Annotated in this window: 25 protein-coding genes and 2 pseudogenes; 7 read left to right on the forward strand and 20 right to left on the reverse strand. The window is 62.3% G+C overall.

The window, feature by feature from the left end:
• Positions 1-250: 250 nt before the first annotated feature.
• On the forward strand, positions 251-1123 hold the full coding sequence (locus CQ14_RS20435; protein ID WP_057859643.1) for an alpha/beta fold hydrolase: 873 nt from the start codon (positions 251-253) through the stop codon (positions 1121-1123).
• 48 nt (positions 1124-1171) lie between these two features.
• On the opposite strand, the gene pal is transcribed toward CQ14_RS20435, so the two are convergent.
• The 9 genes from pal to CQ14_RS20475 all read right to left on the reverse strand — a co-directional run bounded on the left by pal (position 1172) and on the right by CQ14_RS20475 (position 10490).
• Entirely contained in the window at positions 1172-1663 is a 492-nt protein-coding gene (gene pal / locus CQ14_RS20440) for a peptidoglycan-associated lipoprotein Pal (protein WP_057838504.1), read from the reverse strand.
• 323 nt (positions 1664-1986) lie between these two features.
• On the reverse strand, positions 1987-2727 hold the full coding sequence (locus CQ14_RS20445) for an N-acyl amino acid synthase FeeM domain-containing protein (RefSeq protein ID WP_057859660.1): 741 nt from the start codon (positions 2725-2727) through the stop codon (positions 1987-1989).
• 149 nt (positions 2728-2876) lie between these two features.
• Positions 2877-5207, reverse strand: a complete 2331-nt coding sequence (locus tag CQ14_RS20450) for a putative bifunctional diguanylate cyclase/phosphodiesterase (protein WP_057859644.1) — start codon at positions 5205-5207, stop codon at positions 2877-2879.
• Positions 5208-5385: 178 nt separating this feature from the next.
• The gene (gene tolB, locus CQ14_RS20455; protein ID WP_057859661.1) at positions 5386-6717 is read right to left on the reverse strand and encodes a Tol-Pal system beta propeller repeat protein TolB; all 1332 of its coding nucleotides are present in this window, start codon (positions 6715-6717) and stop codon (positions 5386-5388) included.
• Between the two features lie 87 nt (positions 6718-6804).
• A complete protein-coding gene (locus CQ14_RS20460) occupies positions 6805-7731 on the reverse strand; it encodes a hypothetical protein (protein WP_057859662.1) in 927 nt (308 codons plus the stop codon).
• A gap of 52 nt (positions 7732-7783) precedes the next feature.
• Positions 7784-8260: a biopolymer transporter ExbD gene (locus CQ14_RS20465; RefSeq protein WP_057859645.1), complete on the reverse strand. Its 477-nt coding sequence runs from the start codon at positions 8258-8260 to the stop codon at positions 7784-7786.
• A 37-nt stretch (positions 8261-8297) separates the two neighbouring features.
• Positions 8298-9011, reverse strand: coding sequence for a protein TolQ (gene tolQ, locus CQ14_RS20470; protein ID WP_057859646.1), 714 nt, complete (start codon positions 9009-9011; stop codon positions 8298-8300).
• 402 nt (positions 9012-9413) lie between these two features.
• Positions 9414-9680 (reverse strand): hypothetical protein, encoded by a 267-nt coding sequence (locus CQ14_RS43730; protein ID WP_156435193.1) that lies wholly within the window; start codon positions 9678-9680, stop codon positions 9414-9416.
• A 48-nt stretch (positions 9681-9728) separates the two neighbouring features.
• Entirely contained in the window at positions 9729-10490 is a 762-nt protein-coding gene (locus CQ14_RS20475; RefSeq protein WP_057859647.1) for a serine acetyltransferase domain-containing protein, read from the reverse strand.
• A gap of 285 nt (positions 10491-10775) precedes the next feature.
• Between CQ14_RS20475 and CQ14_RS20480 the strand changes: the two genes are divergently transcribed.
• Positions 10776-12698, forward strand: a complete 1923-nt coding sequence (locus CQ14_RS20480) for an AI-2E family transporter (protein ID WP_057859648.1) — start codon at positions 10776-10778, stop codon at positions 12696-12698.
• Positions 12699-12951: 253 nt separating this feature from the next.
• On the opposite strand, the gene CQ14_RS20485 is transcribed toward CQ14_RS20480, so the two are convergent.
• From CQ14_RS20485 to CQ14_RS20520, 8 genes are all read right to left on the reverse strand, one after another.
• Positions 12952-13449 (reverse strand): DUF2852 domain-containing protein, encoded by a 498-nt coding sequence (locus CQ14_RS20485; RefSeq protein ID WP_057859649.1) that lies wholly within the window; start codon positions 13447-13449, stop codon positions 12952-12954.
• Between the two features lie 110 nt (positions 13450-13559).
• Positions 13560-14285 (reverse strand): TetR/AcrR family transcriptional regulator, encoded by a 726-nt coding sequence (locus CQ14_RS20490; RefSeq protein WP_057859650.1) that lies wholly within the window; start codon positions 14283-14285, stop codon positions 13560-13562.
• Positions 14286-14381: 96 nt separating this feature from the next.
• On the reverse strand, positions 14382-14747 hold the full coding sequence (locus CQ14_RS20495) for a hypothetical protein (RefSeq protein WP_057835133.1): 366 nt from the start codon (positions 14745-14747) through the stop codon (positions 14382-14384).
• Positions 14748-14845: 98 nt separating this feature from the next.
• Positions 14846-15271 (reverse strand): YciI family protein, encoded by a 426-nt coding sequence (locus CQ14_RS20500; RefSeq protein ID WP_057859651.1) that lies wholly within the window; start codon positions 15269-15271, stop codon positions 14846-14848.
• A 148-nt stretch (positions 15272-15419) separates the two neighbouring features.
• Positions 15420-15836: a YciI family protein gene (locus tag CQ14_RS20505; protein WP_057859652.1), complete on the reverse strand. Its 417-nt coding sequence runs from the start codon at positions 15834-15836 to the stop codon at positions 15420-15422.
• 258 nt (positions 15837-16094) lie between these two features.
• Entirely contained in the window at positions 16095-16463 is a 369-nt protein-coding gene (locus tag CQ14_RS20510) for a nuclear transport factor 2 family protein (protein ID WP_057859653.1), read from the reverse strand.
• A gap of 23 nt (positions 16464-16486) precedes the next feature.
• Positions 16487-17143 (reverse strand): glutathione S-transferase family protein, encoded by a 657-nt coding sequence (locus CQ14_RS20515; protein WP_057859654.1) that lies wholly within the window; start codon positions 17141-17143, stop codon positions 16487-16489.
• Between the two features lie 60 nt (positions 17144-17203).
• Positions 17204-17755: a dihydrofolate reductase family protein gene (locus tag CQ14_RS20520; protein ID WP_057859655.1), complete on the reverse strand. Its 552-nt coding sequence runs from the start codon at positions 17753-17755 to the stop codon at positions 17204-17206.
• Between the two features lie 119 nt (positions 17756-17874).
• Between CQ14_RS20520 and CQ14_RS20525 the strand changes: the two genes are divergently transcribed.
• The 4 genes and pseudogenes from CQ14_RS20525 to CQ14_RS20535 all read left to right on the forward strand — a co-directional run bounded on the left by CQ14_RS20525 (position 17875) and on the right by CQ14_RS20535 (position 21207).
• Entirely contained in the window at positions 17875-18372 is a 498-nt protein-coding gene (locus CQ14_RS20525) for a winged helix-turn-helix transcriptional regulator (protein ID WP_057859656.1), read from the forward strand.
• A 366-nt stretch (positions 18373-18738) separates the two neighbouring features.
• Positions 18739-19130 (forward strand): annotated as a pseudogene (locus tag CQ14_RS45305) (PAS domain-containing protein); the annotation flags it as partial.
• 1 nt (position 19131) lies between these two features.
• Positions 19132-20251 (forward strand): annotated as a pseudogene (locus CQ14_RS20530) (methyl-accepting chemotaxis protein); the annotation flags it as partial.
• Positions 20252-20421: 170 nt separating this feature from the next.
• Positions 20422-21207: an SDR family NAD(P)-dependent oxidoreductase gene (locus tag CQ14_RS20535; protein ID WP_057859657.1), complete on the forward strand. Its 786-nt coding sequence runs from the start codon at positions 20422-20424 to the stop codon at positions 21205-21207.
• 36 nt (positions 21208-21243) lie between these two features.
• On the opposite strand, the gene CQ14_RS46525 is transcribed toward CQ14_RS20535, so the two are convergent.
• The 3 genes from CQ14_RS46525 to cobS are packed head-to-tail and all read right to left on the reverse strand — an operon-like array spanning position 21244 to position 22757.
• On the reverse strand, positions 21244-21381 hold the full coding sequence (locus CQ14_RS46525) for a hypothetical protein (protein WP_156435195.1): 138 nt from the start codon (positions 21379-21381) through the stop codon (positions 21244-21246).
• A gap of 60 nt (positions 21382-21441) precedes the next feature.
• The gene (locus CQ14_RS20540; RefSeq protein WP_057859658.1) at positions 21442-22005 is read right to left on the reverse strand and encodes a histidine phosphatase family protein; all 564 of its coding nucleotides are present in this window, start codon (positions 22003-22005) and stop codon (positions 21442-21444) included.
• A complete protein-coding gene (cobS, locus tag CQ14_RS20545) occupies positions 22002-22757 on the reverse strand; it encodes an adenosylcobinamide-GDP ribazoletransferase (RefSeq protein ID WP_057859659.1) in 756 nt (251 codons plus the stop codon). Before cobS ends, CQ14_RS20540 begins: the two co-directional genes overlap by 4 nt.
• A gap of 55 nt (positions 22758-22812) precedes the next feature.
• On the opposite strand from cobS, the gene CQ14_RS20550 reads away from it, so the two are divergent.
• Positions 22813-23355 (forward strand): nicotinate-nucleotide--dimethylbenzimidazole phosphoribosyltransferase (locus tag CQ14_RS20550; RefSeq protein WP_199805577.1); only part of this gene is annotated, 543 nt, incomplete at its 3' end.

The following is a 23355-nucleotide window of genomic DNA, read 5'->3' on the forward strand; positions in this document are numbered from 1 at the left end:
GTTGCACGGACAAAGCCAGCATCGCGGCCATCGCCGCAGCGCCGGTAACGTTGAGGAATTTGGATGACATTTTGCCCTGATGACGAAGCCGCGTGTCAAACGAAAGCAGAACACATTGAGAGAGGGAGTGCGCCGGAATTGTGACTGGCATTTCCGAATCCGGACGCCGGGTTCCGGTATGGTTTAGTATCTCGTTCAAGACAAGCCGCCCGGCCCAGCGGACCGTTCACAAATCGAGGGAGACCCACGCATGCACGTATCCGTGAACGGGGTTCGGCTGTTCTTCGATGTCGAGGGCGCGAAGCTGGTCCCGGACGGGCCGTCGATGCGCGAAAAGCCGGTGCTGCTGATGCTGCATGGCGGCCCCGGCGCCGACCACTCGATCTACCGGCCCGCCTACTCCGCCCTGTCGGACATTGCCCAGATCGTCTACCTCGACCATCGCGGCAACGGCCGCAGCGAGGACGGCCCGCGAGAGGGCTGGACCCTGGCGCAATGGGGCGACGACGTGCGCGCGTTCTGTGACGCGCTCGGCATCATCGATCCGATCGTCCTTGGCGCATCGTTTGGCGGCATGGTCGCGTTGGCCTATGCGACGCGCCATCCAGGCCATGCTTCGAAACTGGTCCTGGTCAGCACCGCGGCCGCCGGCGACGAATATCTGGAGCGACGGGTCGAGCTGTTCGAACGCTTCGGCGGACCGGAGGTCGGCGCGCTGGCGCGGCGGCGGCTGCTGGAACAACGGGGCCATCCAGACCAGGCTTCCGTGGAGGCCTGGGCGCGGCTGGCGATGCCGCATTACACGCGCGTCCCGCGCAATCCCGACATGGGACGCCGCGCCATCAACCGGCCGCCGGTGCTGCAATGGTTCACACGGCCCGACGGCGAGAGCCACAACTACAATTTCTTCCCCGACCTGGATCGCATCCAGTGTCCGACCCTGGTGCTCGGCGGTGAGGACGATCCGATGCACCCGATCGAGAGCCAGGCCGACATCGCAGCCGCGCTGCCGCCGCACCTGGTGCGGTTCGAACGGTTCGCTGACTGCCGGCACGCCTGCATACAAGACGCGCCCGAACGCACGCTGGCCGCAATTCGCAACTTCATCCTGCGCCCAAAATGAAACCGGCGCCCGAAGGCGCCGGCTTGAAACTCTGCGAGGACGAATTCGTCAGGCGCCAGCGTTCAGCACCGTGACGGCGCGGCGGTTCTGCGACCAGCAGGAGATGTCGTTACAGACCGCGACCGGACGCTCCTTGCCGTAGGAGATCGTGCGCATGCGGTTCGGATCGATGCCGCGCGAGGCGAGATAGCTGCGCACCGACTGGGCGCGGCGGGCGCCGAGTGCGATGTTGTATTCGCGGGTGCCGCGCTCGTCGGCATGGCCTTCGATCGTGAAGGAATAACGGTTGTAGGTCTGCAACCACTGCGCCTGCTTCTCCAGCGTGGCGATCGCCTGCGGGCTCAGATCGGTCTGATCGCTCTCGAAGAAGACGCGGTCGCCGACATTGACCACGAAGTCCTGCTGGCTGCCCGGGGTGGCCGCGCTGGCCATCGCGCCGTCGGCGCCGACGTTGTTCTTGGCGCAGGCGCCCATCGACAGCGCCACAGCGACCACAGCCGCCAGCTTCCATCCCTGGAGGATACGCATCTGATATTTCATTCCGGAGCCTCCACGCTCACGTTTTTCGACTGTTATCCGGTCTACAGCTCGATGGTTAAGCGAACGTTCCGTCAACCTTGATGGAACCTTGCCAGGCTAGATCAAATGCCGACAAACCGTGAAAAGCGACCGCGATAGTTAATGGTTTGTAAATGTGGCGCGACGGTGAAAGCAAGGGCGCACAGGCCGAAATCACCGGGATTTGGGTGTTCGGCATCGCTAGGACGGGACCGGCATTCAGGGATATGAACGCTGCGTCAGAGAATCAGCGGGATCGCGCAGCCGGTTCTGGGTTCGCCGTCGACCCAGGTTCAGAATCAGATTCAGGAAGTCAGAACGATCGAGGGCCGCTCGAAGGAGTTAACAAGGCCGCGTGGCGACAAATGTCGCTCGCCATCGCGCTCGAAGAGCTTCCGCCGCTCGGCCGAGGTCGAACGCATGATGGGAAAACGCGCCAACACCTTGTCCCGCACCGTCCCGAAATCGCAGGCCATCAAGGCCACCTTGTGGGATATGATCGGAATCGGACGCGGTTCGGCGATGGCCTCTTGCAGGAAGACCCGGCGGTAAAACGCCTGATGCTCGGCACGAACGAGCGCCAGCCCGGTGTCGGCGTTGAAATAATCGCAGGCCATGTAGCCCAGCCGCACGGTCAGGTAGGGAAGTTCCGGAAACCGGCCGGCTTTTTCCGGGTCTGCAGCCAGGCGCGACGGATCGACGAAGACTTCCCCTTTATCGAGGCGAGGATGAAGTACATCGCCGAACAAGTCGGTCGTGTGGGACATCCGCCATTCCGACGTTAGGACATGGAGGCGGACGGAGCTGCAGAGTTCTCCGTCAATATAAATTCCAAACGTCCGGGCGTTGGGAGCATCGTCATAGGGATCGTGGACGCGCTCGGACTCTGAAGGCGGGATCAATCCGCCATTCAGATAGGCTCTGTAGCGCAACGAATTGATGATATCTCTTTCCTCGGGAGTTTCGACAAGTCGGTAGTCGACGCGGTCTAGAAGCCTTGATCCCCAAACAGAGTGCGAAGCGCGCGTTTCGACTCCGGACTTCATCCAAAACTCCTTGAAAACACTCAAACAACCTCTACGGGCGCGAAAAAGCTTAACAGCTTCTTAACGCTTTGCAAACGAATCACCCCGTTAGGGTTAAGCCTGCCGGCTTACCCAATCTGGGGCGATTTATCCGTATTTTTGCGGGGATATCAGGCGATCGATCGCGACGCGACCGCGCGAAGCTGGTCGTCCGGCGAGCGGCGGCCGTGCGAGGCATTCAGCAACTGGCGAACCCGGACCGCGGGCACCGGCGGGCTGAACAGATAGCCCTGGGCCTCGGTTACCGCACCATCCGCGCTGATCAGTTCGAGCTGCTCGTTGGTCTCGATGCCCTCGACCACGACAGACATGCCAAGATCGGCCGACAGCCGCGCCACGCCGCGCAGCAGCGTCAGCGGACGGTCGGTGTCGATCCCTTCCAGGAAGGAGCGGTCGATCTTCACTTTCTGCAACGGGAAGTTGTGAAGATAACTCAGACTCGAATAGCCGGTGCCGAAATCGTCGAGCGAGATCCGCACGCCGAGCGAATGCAGTTGCGACAGCACGTCATGCGTTACCTGCGTGTTACGCAGCAGCGAGGATTCGGTGATCTCGATTTCGAGCCGGTTCGCCGGCAGGCCGGAGACCTCGAGCGCGTAGCGAACTTCGCTGAGCACGTCGCGCTGGTGGAATTGCTGCGGCGAGAAGTTCACGGCGACGCTGACGCCTTCGGGCCACTTCATGCATTCCATGCAGGCCTTGCGCAGGATCCAGCGGCCGAGATCGACGATCAGGCCCATGTCCTCGGCGATCGGAATGATGTCGGTCGGCGACACCGTGCCCCGCACCGGATGATTCCAGCGCAGCAGCGCCTCGCAGGTGGAGATCCGGCCTGATTTGAGATTGACCAGCGGCTGGAAGAACAGTTCGAACTCCTCGTTGGCCAGCGCCTTGCGCAGGTCCAGTTCGAGGATGCGGCGGGATTCGACGACCTGCGCCATCTCCTCCCGGAAGAAGCAGAAGGTGCCGCGGCCGTCGGCCTTGGCGCGGTACAGCGCCATGTCGGCATTCTTGAGCAGCGTGTCGGCGCTGACGCCACGCGAGGTCATCGCGATGCCGACGCTGGCGCCGATCTCGACCAGATGATTGTCGATCTTGTAGCGCTCGCTCAGGCGATCGACGATGCGCCGGGCAAGGCCGGCAGCATCCTCGGGCGAATGGATGTTCTGCTGGAACACCACGAACTCGTCGCCGCCGAAGCGCGCCACGAAATCCTCGGGCCGCAGCATCTCGCGCAGCCGATTGGCCACCGCGCACAATAGCTGATCGCCGCAGGGATGGCCGAGCGTGTCGTTGACCTGCTTGAACTGGTCGAGGTCGACGAACAAGAGCGCCGACAATTGTTCGGCGCCCTGCTGAACCGCCAGTAGATGTCCGATCTCGTCGCGGAAATTGACCCGGTTCGGCAGTTCGGTGAGCTCGTCATAGCGCGCCAGATGGCTGATCCTGGCTTCCGCATCCTTGCGCTCGGTGATGTCCTCCACCAGCATGACGGTGCCGCCATCGGCCATCGGCTGGAAGGTCCAGGACAGCGACCGGTTCTTGTTGTAATCCGGATCGGTCGTGATGATGTCGCTGGCGCGGGAGTACTCGACTTGCTGCAGAATGAGGTCGGCGCTCGCCGCCGAAATCGTGCCGGCGGCGACGCAGGCCAGGCAGATCTCGGATACGTTGGCGTCACGCTGCACGAAGTCATCTGACAAATTCATCATCTTGCTGAAGCGGTGATTCATCACCGCAAGCCGGCCGTCGGCGCGAAACATGCACAGTCCGTGCGGCATGTTGTTCAGCGCGGTATCGAACTGGCCGGCCAGCGCCGCTTCGCGCTCGCGCGCGACAAGCGCCTGCATGAAAATTCTGTGCAGGTTGGCCGAGAGCTTGATGAGCGTCACGAGGAACACGGCGGTGACGACCGACATCGCCACGTAATAGGGCGTGCCACGCACGGCCAGCGCGATCACCGTCGTGCCCAGGGCAAGGAGAAGCTGCAGCCTGAATATCCACTGCCGCCCGTAGGCCCTGCCCGCGCCACCGGCGAGGAGTCCGATCGTCACGGACAGAGCGATCATGTGGGCCACGGCATCGTCAGTGCTCAACAGCGTGGTGCTGCACCATATGCCGATCGCAACGGCCTGGATCATGGCCCCGACCTGGTAGCGCGTCGCCCACAACGCAGCACCATCGGCGGTGAGGGTCGATTTGCGCGCCTGGTAGAGCTGCAGATCGATCGCCCGCACAACGCCGGCAAGCGCGAGGAGCGCGACGCAGGCCCAGATGAGATCGCTTCCGGTCTTCAGCGCGGTCATGGCCGCGGTGATCGTCGCGAAGACGATGCCCACGTGCACCGTGCCGGGAGTTTCGAAAAGCGAATCGATCAACGCCGCGCGAATGGACGGCGGTGTCTCCTGCTCGGGTATTTCTCGCTGATCGGCAAGCTGCATTTCGGGCGCACGTCCTTTGGGATTAGACGTTGTACCTATCGCAGGTGAAGTCTTTCTGAGGGAACATCGTTACCGAGATCTTGCTATCGATTGGTAAACGAAAAAATTTGCCCGCAAAATCAGCGGGCTAGGCAATGTTTGCCGATTAACGAGTGTGCTCCCGCGCGCGCGGGTTCCATCAAGACAGAAGCGGCGACCATGCCGGGTCGGAGGCGAAACCGGGCGTTGGTACCCGCAATTCGTTGCGACCTGAGATATCTACCGTGTACAGCGACGGGCCGCCGCTGCCGCCGGGGTCGCGGAAGAACATCACGACCCGCCCGTTCGGCGCGAACGTCGGGCCCTCATTGTGGAAGCCGGAGGTGAGGATGCGCTCGCCCGAACCGTCGGTCTTCATGATGCCGATCGCGAACGCCCCGCCACCCTGCTTGGTGAAGGCGATGTAGTCGCCGCGCGGCGACCAGACCGGCGTCGAATAGCTGCCCTCGCCGAACGAGATGCGCTGCGCGCCGCCGCCATTGGCCGGCATCACATAGATCTGCGGCTTGCCGCCGCGATCGGATTCGAAACAGATCCGGCTGCCATCGGGCGAATAGGACGGCGAGGTATCGATCGCCGGCGTATCGGTCAGCCGCGTCGTCGATTTCGAGCGCAGATCCATCACGAACAGGTTGGAATTGCCGCCCTGCTGCAGGCTCATGATGATGCGCTGGCCGTCCGGCGAGAACCGCGGCGAGAACGACATGCCGGGGAAATTGCCGACGATCTCGCGCTGCCCGGTCTCGACATTGAACAGATAGACGCGCGGATCGCCCTGGCCGAACTCCATGTAGGTGATCTCCTGCGTCGACGGCGAGAACCGCGGCGTCAGCACCAGATCGGAGCCCTTGGTGAGATAGCGGACATTGGCGCCGTCCTGATCCATCAGCGCCAGCCGCTTGACGCGGCGCTCCTTCGAGCCGGTCTCGTCTACGAACACGACGCGGCTGTCGAAATAGCCCTTTTCGCCGGTCGCGCGCTCGTAGATCTGGTCCGAGATGATATGCGCGATCCGCCGCCAATATTCCGGCGAGGTGAAATATTGCTGGCCCGCGAGTTGCTGGTTGGTGTTGACGTCCCAGAGACGGAATTCGGCCTTGAGGCGGCCGTCGCCCTGCCGGGTCATACGGCCGGTCACCAGATACGTTGCGTTGATCTGCTTCCAGCTCTGAAAGGTCGGCGGGTTGTCGGGATTGCTGATGCGCTCGATGAAGGCGGCCGGATCGATCGGCGCGAATAGCCCGCTGCGCTTGAGGTTGTTGGTGATGACCTGAGCCACGCCGACGCCGACCTCGGCATCGCCAGGCGTGCCCGCGACAAAATTCGGGATCGCGATCGGCTGCGGCGTGAACTCGCCCTCGGGAATGACGACACGCTTCGGCGCTTGCGCAAAAGCATTTCGACCGCCGGCGACCGCGCCCAGCGCCGCCATTCCGGCAATGATCTGACGGCGGCTCGGGCGATACAGCATGTTCGGCAATCCATCTTTATCAGTCATCGCTTCAAACTTTGCTCATATCTGTCATTGCCAACGGATGTCCGCCACGTGACAAAACCGTTAGGCTCTTTCCTTGAACACCGGCGAGAAGTATTTCCACTCGTCGTAGAAGGCCGCCGGCAGCTTATATGGCTGGCATTCGATGATCGCGCGCAATGCGCTTTCCTGATAGACGCGAAGGAAGGGCGTCGCCGGCGTTGCCTCGGGAACCGGTGAGCCTTCAAGCGTGCCGTCGCGCTTCAGACGAATGGCAAACGCGACTTCAGGCCTTTGCGATTCGATCCCGCCATAGGGCTTCTTCCAGCATCGCTCGACCTGGCGCTGGAACATCGAACCCCAGGTCGCGGAATTGTCCGCGGCCGTGCCCTTGGCAAGGCCCAGCGCGGCATTGGAATTCAGCGTATCGCCGGTCGTGGCCTGGCGCGTCGGATCGCGCTTGTCGAGCAGCGCCGCGATCTGGTTCTGATCGAAGTGCCGTTCCACGATCTTCTGCTTCTGCGGCTCCGGCGGCTTGGCGGCCTGCACCGGCGGCTTCGGCGGCGGCTTCTTCTCTTCCTTCTTGATGGTGTCGCCGATTTGATCGACCTTCGGCGGATCGGGCTTTTTCTCGACCGGCTTCGGCTCTTCCTTCGGCTTCTCGACGACCTTTGGCGGATCGGGCTTCTTCTCGACCGGCTTCTCCTCGACCTTCGGCTGCGGCGGCGGCGCGGTCTCGGTCACCACAGGCGCCTTCTCGCTGATCTTGCCGACGGTGTCATCGACGGGCTTCGCTTCGGCGACCTTCTCGACCAGCGGCTTCGGGTTTTCCTTCTTGCCGGTCTTCATGCCGGCCATCACCTTGGCCAACTGGTTGGAGTCAACAACATCGACTGCAACCGACTCTTCCGGCTGCATTTCGAGCGCCTTGGTCGAGAACGACAGCATCACCCATCCCAGCACGAGAACGTGCAGGGCAACGGAAGCCATCACCGTCTTGTCGACCTTGATCTTCACGCGAGTTTTCCCGCTCCCCCGTCAGCCATCATACGCCATTGTATGCTCAGGAGCCCTGCTCCGGCACGATAACGATATTCGCCTTGAACCCCGCCGTCTTAATATACCCCAATAATTTCATCATATCCGTGTAACAGATGTCCTTGTCGCCGCGCAGGTATACCACGCGCTCGGCTTCCGATCGGGTCTCCTTGATCGCCGTTATCTTGGACAGAAGCTCATTGGCCGGAATCAGCGTATCCCCGAGATAGAGCTCGACGTTGGAATTGCACGCACCGCCGGTGCGCTTGACCGACAGCGTCAGCGGCGGCGCGTTGGCCTGGATCTGCCTGCCGCCGCCGGCGACCGGCAGGTCGATATCGATGGCCGAGGTCATCAACGGCGCCGCCACCATGAAGATGATGAGCAGCACCAGCATCACGTCGACCATCGGCGTGACGTTGATCTCCGCCATCACGGCGGCACGACGCCGGCCGCGGCGTCCACCGCCACCACCTGCCGAACCTGCCATGTTCATCGCCATGATCGTGATCTCACGCTGCGCTCGTCATGTGCCGTTCTCACACCCGCTCGTCGATCTGGCGGGACAGGATGGCGGAAAACTCGTCGGCAAAACCTTCCAGCCGCTGCGCCTGCCGATTCACTTCAGACGTGAACTTATTGTAGAAAATGGTCGCGGGGATGGCGGCGATAAGACCGATAGCGGTCGCAAACAGCGCTTCCGCGATGCCGGGCGCGACCACGGCCAATGAAGTGTTTTTCGAAGCCGCGATCGACTGGAAGCTCGACATGATGCCCCAGACGGTTCCGAACAGGCCGACGAACGGACCTGCAGAGCCGACGGTCGCCAGCACCAGCAGCCGCCTCTCCAGCCGCTCGACCTCGCGGGCGATGGAGACGTTCATCACCTTCTCGATCCGCATTTGCAATCCGGCGAAGGAGCGCGACTGGCTCTCGAACGAGCGCTTCCACTCGCGCATGGCCGCGACGAAGCACGCCGCCATCGATTGTGTCGGTTTCGCCGACAGCGCACGGTAAAGCTCCTCGATCGACTGCCCCGACCAGAACGCCTGTTCGAAGCGGTCCATCGCGCGCTTGGTGCGCGAATAGAGAAAAATCTTGTCGATCGCGATCGCCCAGACCCAGACCGAGCACGCGAGCAGGCCCAGCATGACCGACTTCACGACCCAGTGAGCCTGCATGAACAGCGAGATCAGCGACACATCGGCCGCGATCATCGGCAAAGCTGACGGCGCCACGTCGGCGGGATTCATAAGCGGTATCCTCTCAACGCAAGTGTCCCTATTTCCTCCGGGAGCAAATGGCTGCCGGATCCACAGCCGCGCGTCGGGCGCGGCGATTTGCGCCAGCGCGAGAAGCCTCTCTTGTGTCGCATGGGGGGCCCGCCGAAAGCCGGGCCCTGCTTCCCCTGCCAACATGTCAAAACGAGGGCTGTCAGCGCGTCATTCCGTCCCTAACCAGACGCTAAGCTTGGTTAACTTTAGGTTACCAAAGGGAAATCCGACAGCGGGAAATCCAGCCCAGCCGGGCGGTTGCGGGTCGGGAACCGGGTTCCATGAGGCCCGCCTGACGTGGTTGTGGCCGGGCCGGTGGCCGCCTTCGGGCGGCCTGAACGGCAGCCTCCTCAGGATGGAAAGTCGCTAGTTTTTACCGCGTCATTGCGAGCGCAGCGAAGCAAGATAGATCGATTGCGTCATTGCGAGCGCAGCGAAGCAAGATAGATCGATTGCTTCACTGCGCTCGCAATGACGCGGAAATAGATTCGCGATCTCGCGCATGTTTTGGCCGAGGCTCTTTTGCCTCCGCCACGCGGAAACTCCACGTAACTTAACGCCAGCACCGCGGCGCACAGGTGCATCGGGTGGGCAAAGCGACAGCGTGCCCACCATCAAACAGCACGACTCGCGATAGATGGTGGGCACGTCGCTATCGCTCCTTTGCCCACCCTTGCTCTGCGCTTGTTACCGCACTCAGGCCGAAACCTGCTCCGGGCAATTCGTCAGCCGCGCCGGCACACCGATAGCGGTGCAGCCGGGCGGCACGTCGTGCTCGACGACCGCGCCGGCGCCGATCTTGGCGAAATCGCCGATACTGACATTGCCGATAATGGTCGAGCCGCCGCCGAGATAAACGCCCCTGCCGATCTTCGGCGCGCGGTCCGGCTCCGACGTTTTTCGGCCGATGGTGACGTTCTGCAGGATCGTCACCTCGTCGCCGATCACGGCAAAGGCGCAGACGATGATGCCGGTGGCGTGGTCGAAAAACACCGAACTGCCGATCGAGGCCGAGGGATGAATGCTGACCTGAAGCTGATCGGACGACAGGCTTTGCATGAGCAGCGCTAGATCGTTGCGGCCTTGGCGCCAGAGCCAGTTGGAGACGCGAAAGGCCTGCAGCGCGACATAACCCTTGAAGTTCAGCAGCGGCGGCAGCAGCGTCGTCTTCGCGGGATCGTGAACGGCGATGATTTGCAGATCGCGGCTCGCCGCGTCGAGCAGATCGGGCGAAGCCGCAAATGCGTCACGGGCAAGTTGCGCAAAGCGCGCGCGATCTGTCGGAGTCTTGCCAAGCCGCGCGCCGATCTGGCAAGCCAGCGCGTGGGCGAAATCAGGGTGATCAAGAATGGCTGATGATAGCGCGGCGCCAAATACCGGATCGCGCGTCGCAGCCGTTTCAGCTTCACGCCTGATCGACCGCCAAAGCCGATCGACAGGAATTTCGCTTTGAATCATGACAGCCGCCCCGAATTAGCGCTGGCTCATAATATATTCCGGCTGTCGAACAACGCCAGACGTCTATTTCCGGGGCCGTAGCCGACATCGGCGGCAGGTTGAGCCCTCCAGCTGCAGGCCCCTTACCAATTCGCGTCTCGAACGGGACCGCAGAATGTGGAACCCAGGTCTCGTTTTGCCAACCCGGCCGACAAGGTGCCGCTGTCGGAAGCAGCTAATTCGGTGTACGATTGTTTCTGTCGCGAAGGGGAATTCACCCACGTATGGGATGAATGAGCCGCGCCCATGGAAGAGAAGTCTCCTCAAATAAAATTGGCACAGCCGCGGGGCACCGTGCTGACGAATATGGCCGCCGCAGCGTTGATAATTGCTGCGCTCTATTTCGGCCGCGAGATTTTTGTTCCCTTCGCGCTGGCAGTTCTCTTGAGTTTCGTTTTGGCGCCCTTCGTGATGCGCTTGCGCGCCTGGCGAATTCCGCGCACGATTTCCGTGCTGGTGGTCGTCTTCATCGGATTCTCGATCATATTTAGCCTGGGCGGTCTTATGGTTTCGCAGGCGACCCGCCTGGCCGCCAAGCTGCCTGGCTATCAACAAACATTGAGCGACAAGGTCGAAAGCCTGCGCGGCTTAATGGGCGGCTCTCGAACATTGGAGCAGGCGTCCACAGTTCTCAAGGAATTGAAGACAGAGCTGCAACATCGAGATGCGGCCGGACGACCTGCTGACGGCGACCCCATACAGCCGTCAGATAAGCCCACACCCATACCCGTTGAGATAAGGCAACCTGATCCCGGTGCCTTGTCGACGTTTGGCGCAATCATCCAGCCGCTGATTTCACCTTTGACGACGACAGGGATCGTCGTGATCTTTGTTGTCTTTGTCCTGCTGCAACGGGAAGACCTGAGAAATCGGCTTGTCCGACTAGCCGGATCAAGGGATATTCAACGGACAACGGCGGCCCTGGACGACGCCGGCAAGCGTCTGAGCAAGCTCTTTCTTACCCAGATCGCGTTCAATGCCGTGTTCGGTCTTGCTATCGGCATAGGTCTTGAATTCATCGGCGTCCCCTCGGCTCCGCTATGGGGTCTGGTCGCGATGATTATGCGATTTGTACCGTACATCGGTGCACTGATATCTGCGGTATTCCCTCTCATTCTCGCGGCGGCGGTGGGCTCTGGCTGGCAGATGTTGATACTTACGGCGGCATTGTTCGTCGTCCTGGAGCTGCTCGCAGGACAAGTCCTCGAACCCTTGATTTTTGGGCATAGCTCGGGTCTTTCCCCGGTTGCAATCATCCTGTCCGCGTCATTCTGGACCTGGCTTTGGGGACCGGTCGGATTGGTGTTGGCCACGCCCCTGACGGTTTGTCTCGTCGTCCTTGGGCGGCATGTCGATCGCCTTAAATTCCTTGACGTCATGCTTGGCGACCGACCTCCGCTGACGCCGCCGCAACTGGCTTACCAACGAATGCTGGCGGGAGACCCCATTGAAGCGGTGGAACAGGCGCATGAATATCTGAATGAGTCGTCGCTTGAGAATTATTATGACGACATTCTCCTGAAAGGCCTAAGACTCGCGGAGGCCGACCGTCAATTGGGTCACCTCGATGAAGAGCGACTAAATCGGGTAGTCTCAACCGTCGAAGAATTGGTCGCTGAGCTGGAGGCGCATCATAACGCGGTAGCAACAGAAGCCAGGACCCCAGATCTAAGCTCAACCCCGGGAGCTGCCATCGCGATCGAGCACGCAAGCTCGCGACACGCCTTGATTCCGGAGCAGCCGACCTCGCCGCTTTCGGTCGTTTGCATTCCTGGAGCTGGACGACTGGACGAGGCGACGGCGCTCGCATTGGCGCATCTGCTGCGGCACCGCGGGATCAAGGCAATCGCAGAACAGGCTGACGCTTTATCAATGTCGAAATTGCTCTCGCTCGAATTGGCGGACACTGCGCTTGTATGCGTCTGCTACCTGAGTGAGCCGTCCGCCGCCAGGATTCAGCACGCCGTTCGAGGGCTCAGTAGAAGGATTGACGGAACCCATATCCTGCTCGCTTTGCTGGGAACGGAGGCCGCAAAGTCGGAGGAAAACGCTTCCAATGCGCTGGTAACGGGCGGGTCATTCGGCGCCACGTTGGAAGCAATAGTCCAAGTGACTTCCGAGCAACGTGTTGATGCGTCGGGTCAAGCCAAGGTAGCTGCTACCGCATAAAACGAGTTTTTGGCGTGTTTGGATTGCCGAGCGTCGCAGACGCGGCCGCGAAGCGACGACTTTGCCGCGTTCGTCGCGTGGATTTGCAAAGGAGGCGGCGGAAACATCTTTTCGATGAGGCAGCGCTGCCGCCGACGTCAGGCATGGTCCAAAAACAAACCGCCCACCTGATTTCGCAGATGGGCGGCTGTATCCGCCGTCGGGCGTCATGGGGGCATCACACCCGCGGCTGAATTCGCTTCTCGCTGTTCAATCAGCCCTGCTGCGGCTGGTCGTTCGGCGGGGTCGGACGCTGCTTGTGCTGCGCCATGAACTGGTCGAACTCTTCCTTGTCCTTGGCGTGGCGCAGGCGATCGAGGAAATTCCTGAACTCGACCTGCTCTTCCTCGAGCCGGCGCAGGGTTTCCATGCGGTACTCGTCGAAGGCGCGGTTGCCGCTCGAGGGCGGGCCGAAGCCGAAGCCGCCAAAGCCGCGGCGCTCCATGCGGTCGCGCATCCGGTCCATCTTGTACTGCATCCGCTCCATCTTGTTCGCCCAGCGACCGCGATCGTCGTGACTCCAGCAACCCATTTTTCTGCTCCCTAGTGTGAAAAAGAGAAGGGCAAGGCCGATCGGCCACCAGATGATGAAGCCAAGGATGGTCACCACGATCCAGCCGGGGTGCCAGGGGCTCTCAAGCATGTGCGGGCGATGGCGATAGGTCTCTTCCGTGGGGCCGCGCCATCGATTGACATCTGCGGTGTAGGCCATTTCCCTCTCCATGACGGCGATCACGCCGTTGTGAATGTAAATAACATTTACATACCTAAACCATCCCGCGTTTTTGTCAAGCGCGCGGCTGGCCGCACCTTGCAGAATTTTTATTTGGGGGTTCCCCAAGGGCCCGAAGAGCCACCGGCCGGGGGCACCGGCGGCGGGCCGGACGGCTTCTGGTCGGACGGTCGGCGGTCGGTCGGGAACCCGAGGCCGCGCAGATAAATCAGCACCTGCGCTTCCAATAGATCGTCCGGCGACATCGGCAATTTGCGCCGGGCGCCATCGCCGCGGCCGAACAGCGAGGCCACGCCGTGCGCCATCGACCAGATGTGCAGCGCCATCATCATCGCCGGCGGCCGCGGCACACCGGGCGGCGCCATCGCCGCCAGCCGCTCGGCAGCCGCACGGATGAGGGCAAAGGCGCGCTCGCTTGCGGCCATCAGGGCCGGGTTGGACTCGACGGGAATGCCCGATTCGAACATCGCCGAATAGAACGCGGGCTCGTTGCGGGCAAACGCCAGATAGGCCTTGCCGACCCGCTCGAATGCCGTGACGGTATCCGGGCGGCCATCGTCCCAGGCTTGCGTGAGCACGGACTCGAACTGCTCAAAACCGCGCTGAGCGATCGATGACAGCAATTCATCACGGTCGCGAAAGTGCCGATACGGCGCGGCGGGGCTGACGCCGGCCATGCGCGCGGCATCGGCGAAGGTGAAGCCGGCCGGCCCCTTCTGCGAGATCAGATCGAGCGCCGCCTGCAGCAACGCTTCCTTCAGATTGCCGTGGTGGTAGCCGCGCTCGCTGCGGCCCTGGTCCTTGCGCCAACTCATGTAAATGGCTTTAACATGAGCAGACGGCAAAGGTCACTTTTTTTGCGCGTTCATGAAGGTTAACGGCGTGCGCGGGCGCCGCAAAGTTCCGGTTTCTTAGCCGCCTGGGATCGGGAGGACCGGCATGATTTCCACGCGCTCGCCGGGAAAGATCGCAAAATGCGGGTGGTTCTCGAACAGTTTCGCAGCGGCCTCATGTGAGCCTGCCCGCACCACCGTGAAGGCGCCCATCTCGTTGCCGATGTCGGCAATACCGTTTGAATCGACCTTCTTGGTCTTGCCGAGCGGGCCACCCATGGCAACGATCGCCGCCTGGTGCTTTTCGACCCAGGCCTTCCACGCCGCCATTCCCTGCTGTTCCCTGGCGCGCCGCTCAGCCTCGGGCAGCGCATTCCAGGCCGCCATTTTCGCACCGGTCTTGCTGCCGAGGAAGACAGCGAGGAACGTATCGTTGGTGCTCATGAGGTTTCTCCTCTCCTTTGCGGTTGACGGATCGGCCATAGACTCTCGACTTAACAGCGTGCGCAACCCTGCTGCAGCGCTTCGAAGCAGATCCAGGCTCACGGCGCCCTATGCGCATTTCCCCTCTGCAGTTCCTCGAAACCTCTGGCCGCCTGCCGCACTTCCTCGGAGAAATCGCCGATCTCCTGCACCTGACGGATTTCGATGATCTCGTTCTCGCTGGCCGGGCATTTCTTCGCCCAGGCGATTGCCTCCTCGCGCGACTTCACATTGATCATCCAGTAGCCGCCGAGCACTTCCTTGGCTTCCGTGAACGGGCCGTCGGTGACAACAGGCTTGCCGGTGGCGAAGGAAACCCGCGCGCCCATCGACGGCGGATGCAGCCCATCGAGCGCGATCAGCACGCCGGCCTCCTTGAGCGCTTCGTTGTATTTCATCATCGCCTTGACGCGCTCGGGATCGAGCTGGACGTCCGGCGGCGCGGTCTCGTAGCCCAGGGGGATCATCAGCATCATGAATCGCATGGTGGGGAGTCCTTTTGTTTCCTTGCCGTCATTCCGGGGCATCGCGCAGCGATGACCCCGGAATCTCGCGCAACAAAATCGGAGTTCTCAGGTGCGCAATTGCGCACCGTAGTTCGCGCTGACGCGCGCCCCGGAATGACGGGGGCCGCTACTTCTTCCCAGCCTGCGCCCGTAGCCGCTCTTCCTGCTCGCGCAGTTCGGGGGTCAGCGCTTCGCCAAAATCTTCCGCCGCGAACACCTGGCGGATTTCGATCTCGTCGCCGTCGCCGAACGGCGCGCGCTTCATCCACGCGATCGCGTCATCCAGCGATTTGGTGTTGATCAGCCAAAAGCCGCAAACGAGATCGCCCGAGAGAGCAAACGGACCGCGGCTGGCACTACCCTCTCCGCCCGCATATTTGATCCGCGCGCCCTTCGAGGTCGGATGCAGGCCCTCGCCCGCTTCCATCACGCCGGCCTTGACCAGTTCCTCGTTGAACTTGCCCATCGCGGCCAGCAGTTCCGTGCTCGGCATGACACCGGCTTCCGTATCCCTGCTCGCCTTCACAATCACCATGAAACGCATCGTCGTGCTCCGTTTCGTCTTTTGGGCGGGCTGTCGCGCCTGCCTTCCTCAACAAGACGAACGGGCTTTTACGCCACCGACATGTCGGTGAAAATTATTTTGGGTCTAATTTGACCAGCCGGCCCATCAATCGTCGATCGCCTGATAGGCCGGGGTCCAGAATTCGGCATCACACGCGGCGGTTGCTGACGATTGCATCATCCGCAGCTTCTCGAACACGCCGATCCACCCTGGCTCGTGCCGGGTTGGGGCCTGCCTTTACGATTGCTGCCTGACGAACTTGCCGTCCCGGTAGGTCGCGCCGAAATAGACGTCGATGCGCCTCACCTTGTCGCCATCGAAGACGAAGAACTCGGTATTGCGAAAGCTTTTGCTGTCCTTGGCCACGCAGCGATAGGTCACAAAGGCGGCATCGCCGTCGACGAAAATCCGCTCCAGCTCGTGCCGTTCGATCCAGTCGCTGTTCTGCCAGCAGCGCGCGAAATAGGTCGCCTTGTCGATGTTGTCATCGAACGGGCTGGTGAAGCGGAACTCATCGCTGAAGGCATCCTCGACGAACTTGCGATCGTTGGACAGATAGGCTCTGAAGATGGCGCGGATCATGTCCGCCCTGTTTGCTCCGGCCATAGAACGCTCCTTCTCATTTTTCCTTATTGGTTTTCTTTGGGCACCATCTGGAAATACGGCTCCGCCTCCTTCAGCACGCGCGCGACGGAAGGCCGCGCCTTCAACCGCTCCAGATAGGCCGCGACGTTCTTGTGGCCGTCACCGAACGGCTCGGCCATGTTGCCGTAGAACAATGGCGGCGCGGCGGCGCAATCGGCCAGGGTGAAATGCTCGCCCATCGCCCAGCCGCCGCCGGCCATCTGCTGCTCGATCATGGCGTAGGAGGTCCGCAACTGCGCCCTCGCCTCCGCGACGCCGTGCGGATCGCGCTTTCCGTCCGGGCGCAAGCGGTCGACCATGATCTTCTGCATCGGCAGATGCACATAGAGATCGTAGAAGCGGTCGCGCAGCCGCGTCTGCAACGCGCGGCCCGGATCGGTCGGGATCAGCGGCGTGCGGCCGCCATGATGGCGATCGAGATATTCGACGATGATGCTGGACTCCGGAACGATCTCGCTCCTCGCGTCGTCCTGCAGCACCGGAAACTTGCCGATCCCCCACAGCTTCACCAGCGCGGCGCGCTCGGACGGATTGCCGAGATCGACCAGGTTCGGCGTGAACGGGATCTCGTTCTCATAGAGCGCGATCAGCGCCTTCCAGCAGAACGAGGCGAGCGGATGGAAATGCAGCGTGAGCGACATGGAAAACTCCCGATGTAACAAGACGACCCGCGCCTGCGCGCCGACATTTGACCCAAAGGATTATCTTGCGGCGGCCGGTACGTAGCGAAGGATCACGATGCCGGTCGACAACGGCCGGCTGTCGATCAGCTTCAGCTTGACCTTCGCGCCCTGTTTGAACAACGGCGTGCCGCCGCCGAGAATGACCGGGTTCACGGCGATACGGAACTCGTCGATCAGGCCGTGCGGAATCAGGCTGCTGGCGAGATCGGCGCTGCCGAACAGAAAAAGATCCCTGGCGCTGTCGCGCTTCAGCCCGGCGACGGCGCCTGATACGTCGGCTTCGAACATCCGCGTGTTGTTCCAATCGGACTTTTTCACCGAGCGCGAGAAAACGTATTTCGGCGCGGCGTTCATGAAATCGGCGACCTCGCCGGTCGCGCTCGGCCAGTGGTTCGCCATCAATTCGTAGGTGACGCGGCCGAACAGCAATCCGCCGGCGGCCTTCAACTGCTCGATCGACAATTGCTCCAGTTCCTCGCCCCAGACGTCGGAATGCCAGGAAATGTCGCGGTTCGGGCCTTCGACGAGGCCATCCAGCGTCATCAGGTTCCACATGATCAATTTCGCCATCGCGCGCCTTCCTTTCAAAAACCGATTGCATTTTGCAACTGGTTGCAGCCTGAAGCAACCGGTGCAATATTGCAAGCAGTTTTTTTGAGCGCGCCCGACCCGCCCGTCTGGAACCGAACATGACCGACATCAGCCGCTCCGGCTGCCCGATCAATCTCTCGCTGGAAGTGCTCGGCGACAAATGGAGCTTGTTGATCATCCGCGACATGATGTTCGGCAACCGGCGGCATTTTCGCGAGCTGCTGACCAAATCGGAGGAAGGCATCTCCTCCAACATCCTCGCCGACCGGCTGAAAACCCTGCTCGACGAGGGCATCATCACCCGCGAGGAAGATCCGACGCACAAGCAGAAGGGAATCTATTCGCTCACCGAACAGGGCATCGAACTGCTCCCCGTCCTCGCGCAGATGGCGGCGTGGGGTTACAAATATCTGCCAGTCAGCCAAGAACTCGGCATCCGCGCGCGGCTGCTCAGCGAGGGCGGACCGAAACTATGGGCGGAGTTCATGGACGAGTTGCGCGAGAGTCATCTCGGCACGAAGCGGCGTAAGCGGGCGGGACCGTCAGTCGGCGAACGATTGCAGGCAGCGTATGAGAGCGTCGTGAAGCGAAAGTAGTACCCGCTTAACTTGCACTGCGCGCGCAATGTCCATCAGGGGTCGCGCCATTGCGATGTTGTCCGTCATCCTACGGAGAACAGCGTTAACGGTTTCTTTCTGGTTTCGATCAAACCTGATACCCAGGGCGATCAGGCTCCGAACAACCATTTGATTAATCGCCTCATCATTTCACTGAAATTCTTCGATGAGGTTGTGTCATGTTTAAATCACGCTGGAATTCCGCGACCGACAAGGCGCTCGCCGACGCAATCGGCAAGTCACAGGCCGTCATCGAGTTCGGCATGGACGGCACCATCGTCACCGCCAATGAAAACTTCCTGAAGGCGATGGGTTACANTGCTCGCCGAAATCCAGGGCAAGCANTCACAGCATGTTCGTCGAACAGGCCGAGCGCGACAGCGCCGGCTACCGCGATTTCTGGGCGAAGCTCAACCGCGGCGAATTCCAGTCGGCCGAATACAAGCGGATCGGCAAGGGCGGCAAGGAAGTCTGGATTCAGGCGTCTTACAACCCGGTCCTCGACGGCGGCGGCAAGCCCTGCAAGGTCGTGAAGTTCGCGACCGACATCACCGCGCGCAAGATCAAGAGCATGGAAGACGCCGGCCAGATCGCCGCGATCAGCCGTGCGCAGGCGGTCATCGCCTTCGAGATGGACGGCACCATCCTCACCGCCAATGACAACTTCCTGAAGGCGATGGGTTACGCGCTCGCCGAAATCCAGGGCAAGCACCACAGCATGTTCGTCGCACAGGCCGNGCGCGACAGCGCGGCCTACCGGCAGTTCTGGGCGAGTCTCAACCGCGGCGAAAACCAGTCGGCCGAGTACAAGCGGATCGGCAAGGGCGGCCGCGAAGTCTGGATCCTCGCCTCCTACAATCCGGTGCTCGACGAGAAGGGCAAGCCGTTCCGGGTGGTGAAGTTCGCCACCGACGTCACCAGCCAGAAGCTCTCGACCGCCGATCTCGCCGGCCAGATCGCCGCCATCGGCAAGTCGCAGGCGGTGATCGAATTCAACATGGACGGCAGCATCATCGGCGCCAACCAGAACTTCCTCAAGACCGTCGGCTATTCGCTGGACGAGATCCGCGGCCGGCATCACAGCATGTTCGTCGAACAGGCCGAGCGCGACGGCGCCGCCTACCGCGAGTTCTGGGCCGCGCTCAATCGCGGCGAATACCAGGCCGCCGAATACAAGCGGATCGGCAAGAATAACAGGGAAGTCTGGATCCAGGCGTCCTACAATCCGATCATCGATCTCAACGGCAAGCCGTTCAAGGTGGTGAAATACGCCACCGACACCACCGCGCAGGTGCTGGTTCGGATGGGCAATGAGCGCGTGCGCAGCATGATGGAATCGGTCGCCGCGGGCGCCGAGGAATTGAACACCTCGGTGCGGGAAATCTCCGAGGCCATGACCAAGTCGCGCGAGACCGCGACCACCGCGGTCGAGCGGGTCGAGGCGGCGGACGCGCAGGCGCAGCGGCTGAACGAAGCGGCGCAGGCGATGAGCGGCATCGTGGAACTGATCGGCAACATCACCGGCCAGATCAACCTGCTGGCGCTGAACGCGACGATCGAATCGGCACGCGCCGGCGAGGCCGGACGCGGCTTTGCCGTGGTGGCTTCCGAGGTCAAGAACCTCGCCACCCAGGCCAAGCAGGCGACCGACAAGATCGGGCACGAGATCGGCAACCTCAACGGCATCTCCGGCGACGTCGTCGGCGCGCTCGACAGCATCAAGCAGGCGATCCAGGGCGTCAGCGAATATGTCACCGCCACCGCCGCCGCGGTCGAGGAACAGAGCACGGTGACCGGCGAGATGTCCTCCAGCATGCAGCGCGCCGCCGCGGAAGCAAAGGCGATCGCGCAGCGCTAGCGCTTTAGGATACCGCCATCGGCTTGATCCGATACGGGATGACCGCCCGTATCGGATTTTGCATATCCCCACCCCGTAACGCCGGATTCTGCATCGCTGGCGCCGCGACATGCCTCAGGGCTTGCGCTATAGGAGCGGGAACTCTTCGCTCTCGCCAACGGACCCTGCCCATGCCCTCTCCTTCAAAAGTTGCCCTCGTCACCGGCGCCGCGCGCGGCATCGGGCTTGCGACGGCGAAGCGCTTTCTGGCCGAGGGCTGGCAGGTGGCGCTGCTCGATATCGAGGGCGAATTGTTGCGCGCGGCGGTCACCAGCCTTGCTGATCCCGACAATACGCTGGCGCTGCATTGCGACGTCTCCGATGCAGGCGCAGTGACGAACGCCATGGCGGCGGTGAGCGGCCGCTTCGGCCGGCTGGATGCGCTGATCAACAATGCCGGCATCGCGGTGTTCGCGCCGCTGCTCGAAACTTCGGACGATGACTGGAGCCGGATTCTTTCGGTCAACCTCACCGGGCCGTTCCTATGCACCAAGGCGGCGGCACCCTTGATGCGCGAGCATGGCGGCGGCGCAATCGTCAACATCACGTCCATTTCGGCGGTGCGCGCCTCCACGCTGCGCTCGGCCTACGGCACCAGCAAAGCCGGGCTCGCGCATCTCACCAAGCAGCTCGCGGTGGAACTGGCTTCGCTCGGCATTCGCGTCAACGCCGTGGCGCCCGGCCCGGTCGAAACCGCGATGGCGAAGCAGGTGCATACGCCGGAAATCCGCGCCGATTACCACGACGCCATTCCGCTCAACCGCTACGGCCTCGAGGAGGAACTGGCGGAAGCGATCTTCTTCCTGTGCAGCGAGCGATCGAGCTACATCACCGGACAGGTCCTCGCCGTCGATGGCGGTTTTGATGCCGCCGGCATCGGCCTGCCGACGCTGCGCGGCCAGCGGCGGAACAGTTAGTTCCGCGGTATCGTTGTCAGATGGTGGGGGATTTTGTTAGCGCGAGACCGTGCGCAGCAGCACGGTCTTTTCCGCGGGAACATCCGGCTTCAAGCCGGGCGTTCCCAAGGCAAACGCCGTCACGAGCAGCAAGACGCCCGCGCAGATCGTGCTGAGGAAAATGTGATCCATCATCGGGCATCAACGAATAGTCTTGCCGTTCGTTCCGGGGGACCGCACTTCTTTGCTCCTGCGTTACCTGTTCACCGCAACCACGCGCCAGCCGTTCTCGAGCCGGTCGATCCGGGTCAGCGACAGCGGATCAATGACGAAGCGCAGCGCCTGCTCGGGCGCGAGATCGAGCGCGATGGCGAGCACGGCGCGGATGGTGCCGGAATGCACGACGAGGATCACCTCGCCTGCGGGCAGCAGCGCAAGCCCTGCCCGCGCGCGATCGATCTGGTCGACGAAACTTTCGCCGCCGGGCGGCCGGTTGCTGGCCGGCGAATTCCAGAACGCAGGATAGGCCGCGCCGAGTTCGCGTTCGAGTTCGTTGTGACGCCGTCCGGTCCACGCGCCAAAATCCTGTTCGCGAAAGGCTGGCTGATCGACCGGGTCGAGACCGAGCTTTTCGGCGGTCTCGCGCGTGCGGCGCGCGGGGCTGCACACCGCACAAGCGCTCGCCGGTAATCTCGCCTTCAGCGCGGCAAAGGCTGCGGCATCGCCGAGATCGGCCGGCGCGTCGGGGCCGTGGATCACGCCGCGCGGTCCGTCGACCGGCGCGTGCCGGATCAGCCAGAGTTTTGTTTCCGTGCTCAAGACGTCAATCTCGCTGCAAGCAGCACCAGGATCGCGGTCTCCGCGACCTGCTCGGCGCCGCCCAATACGTCACCGGTCTGGCCGCCGATTTGCCGCAGCGCCAGCCACGCCACCGCAAACGCGGTGATGCCGGCCGCAATCGCGGCAAGCAGCGCGTTGCTCCACGACAGCGACAATAGCGCGATCACCAGCGCAAGGCCGGCGGCCATGACGGCCGTTGCCGCATCGGGCTGGCCGGCATTGCGGGCCAGCCCATCCTTGCGCGCATAGGGCAGTTGCAGGGACATCGCGGGCAATATGCCGCGCCCCAACGCGTGCGCGGCAATCAAACCCGGCACGACATGGCCGTCCGGAATTGCCGCCAGCGCGGACAGTTTTGCGGCAAAGCTTACCAGCAGAATCATGGCGCCATAGGTGCCGAGCCGGCTGTCGCGCATGATTTCCAGTTTCGATTCGCGGTCGCGGCCGCCGCCGAAACCGTCGGCGATATCGGCAAGGCCATCCTCGTGCAGCGCGCCGGTCAGGATCGCGCTGCCGCCGAGCGCCAGCGCCGCCGCCGCCAGATCGGGCACGCCGACGGCGCGCAAGCCGAGGCACAATAAGCCCACCGCGGCGCCGATCAGCGCGCCAACGACAGGAAACATCCGGTGCGCGCGCACGAAATTCGGCGGCATGGCGCCATCCGGATGCGGCATCGGCAATCGCGTCAGGAACGCGACGGCGGTTTTGAAGTCGTCGAACCATTCATTCATGGAGATGTCCGGAGAATCGTTCTAGCGTGCGGCCCCCATCCGAGGTGAGAATCGCATGCAGTTCGACAGTCTAGACGACATCCGCACCTTCTGTCGCGACTTGCCGCGCGGTGACCAGCGGCGGGCTGACAGCGCCGCGCGGCGGCAGCAGAATTTGACCAAACCGCCTGAAAGCCTCGGCCGCCTCGAAGAACTCGCGATCTGGCTGGCGCTATGGCAGGGCCGCGAGATGCCGCGGCTGGATCGGGTGACGATTGCCGTCTTCGCCGGAAATCACGGCGTCGCCGCGCGCGGCGTCTCGGCCTACCCGCCGGCCGTCACTGCGCAGATGGTGGCGAATTTCTCGGCCGGTGGCGCGGCGATCAACCAGATCGCAAAGGCCGCTTCCGCCGAGCTTTGCGTGGTGCCGATCGAACTCGAACGTCCAACGCGCGATTTCACCGAGGCCGCCGCGATGGATGCGGACGAATTTCTCGGCGCGGTCGATACCGGCTATCGCGCTGTGCCTGCGGATTGCGACCTGCTTGCGGTCGGCGAAATGGGCATCGCCAACACGACAACGGCGGCAACGCTGTGCGCGGCCCTGCTCGGCGGCGGC

Origin of the sequence: Bradyrhizobium lablabi, assembly GCF_001440475.1 — a bacterium.
Classification (GTDB): domain Bacteria; phylum Pseudomonadota; class Alphaproteobacteria; order Rhizobiales; family Xanthobacteraceae; genus Bradyrhizobium; species Bradyrhizobium lablabi.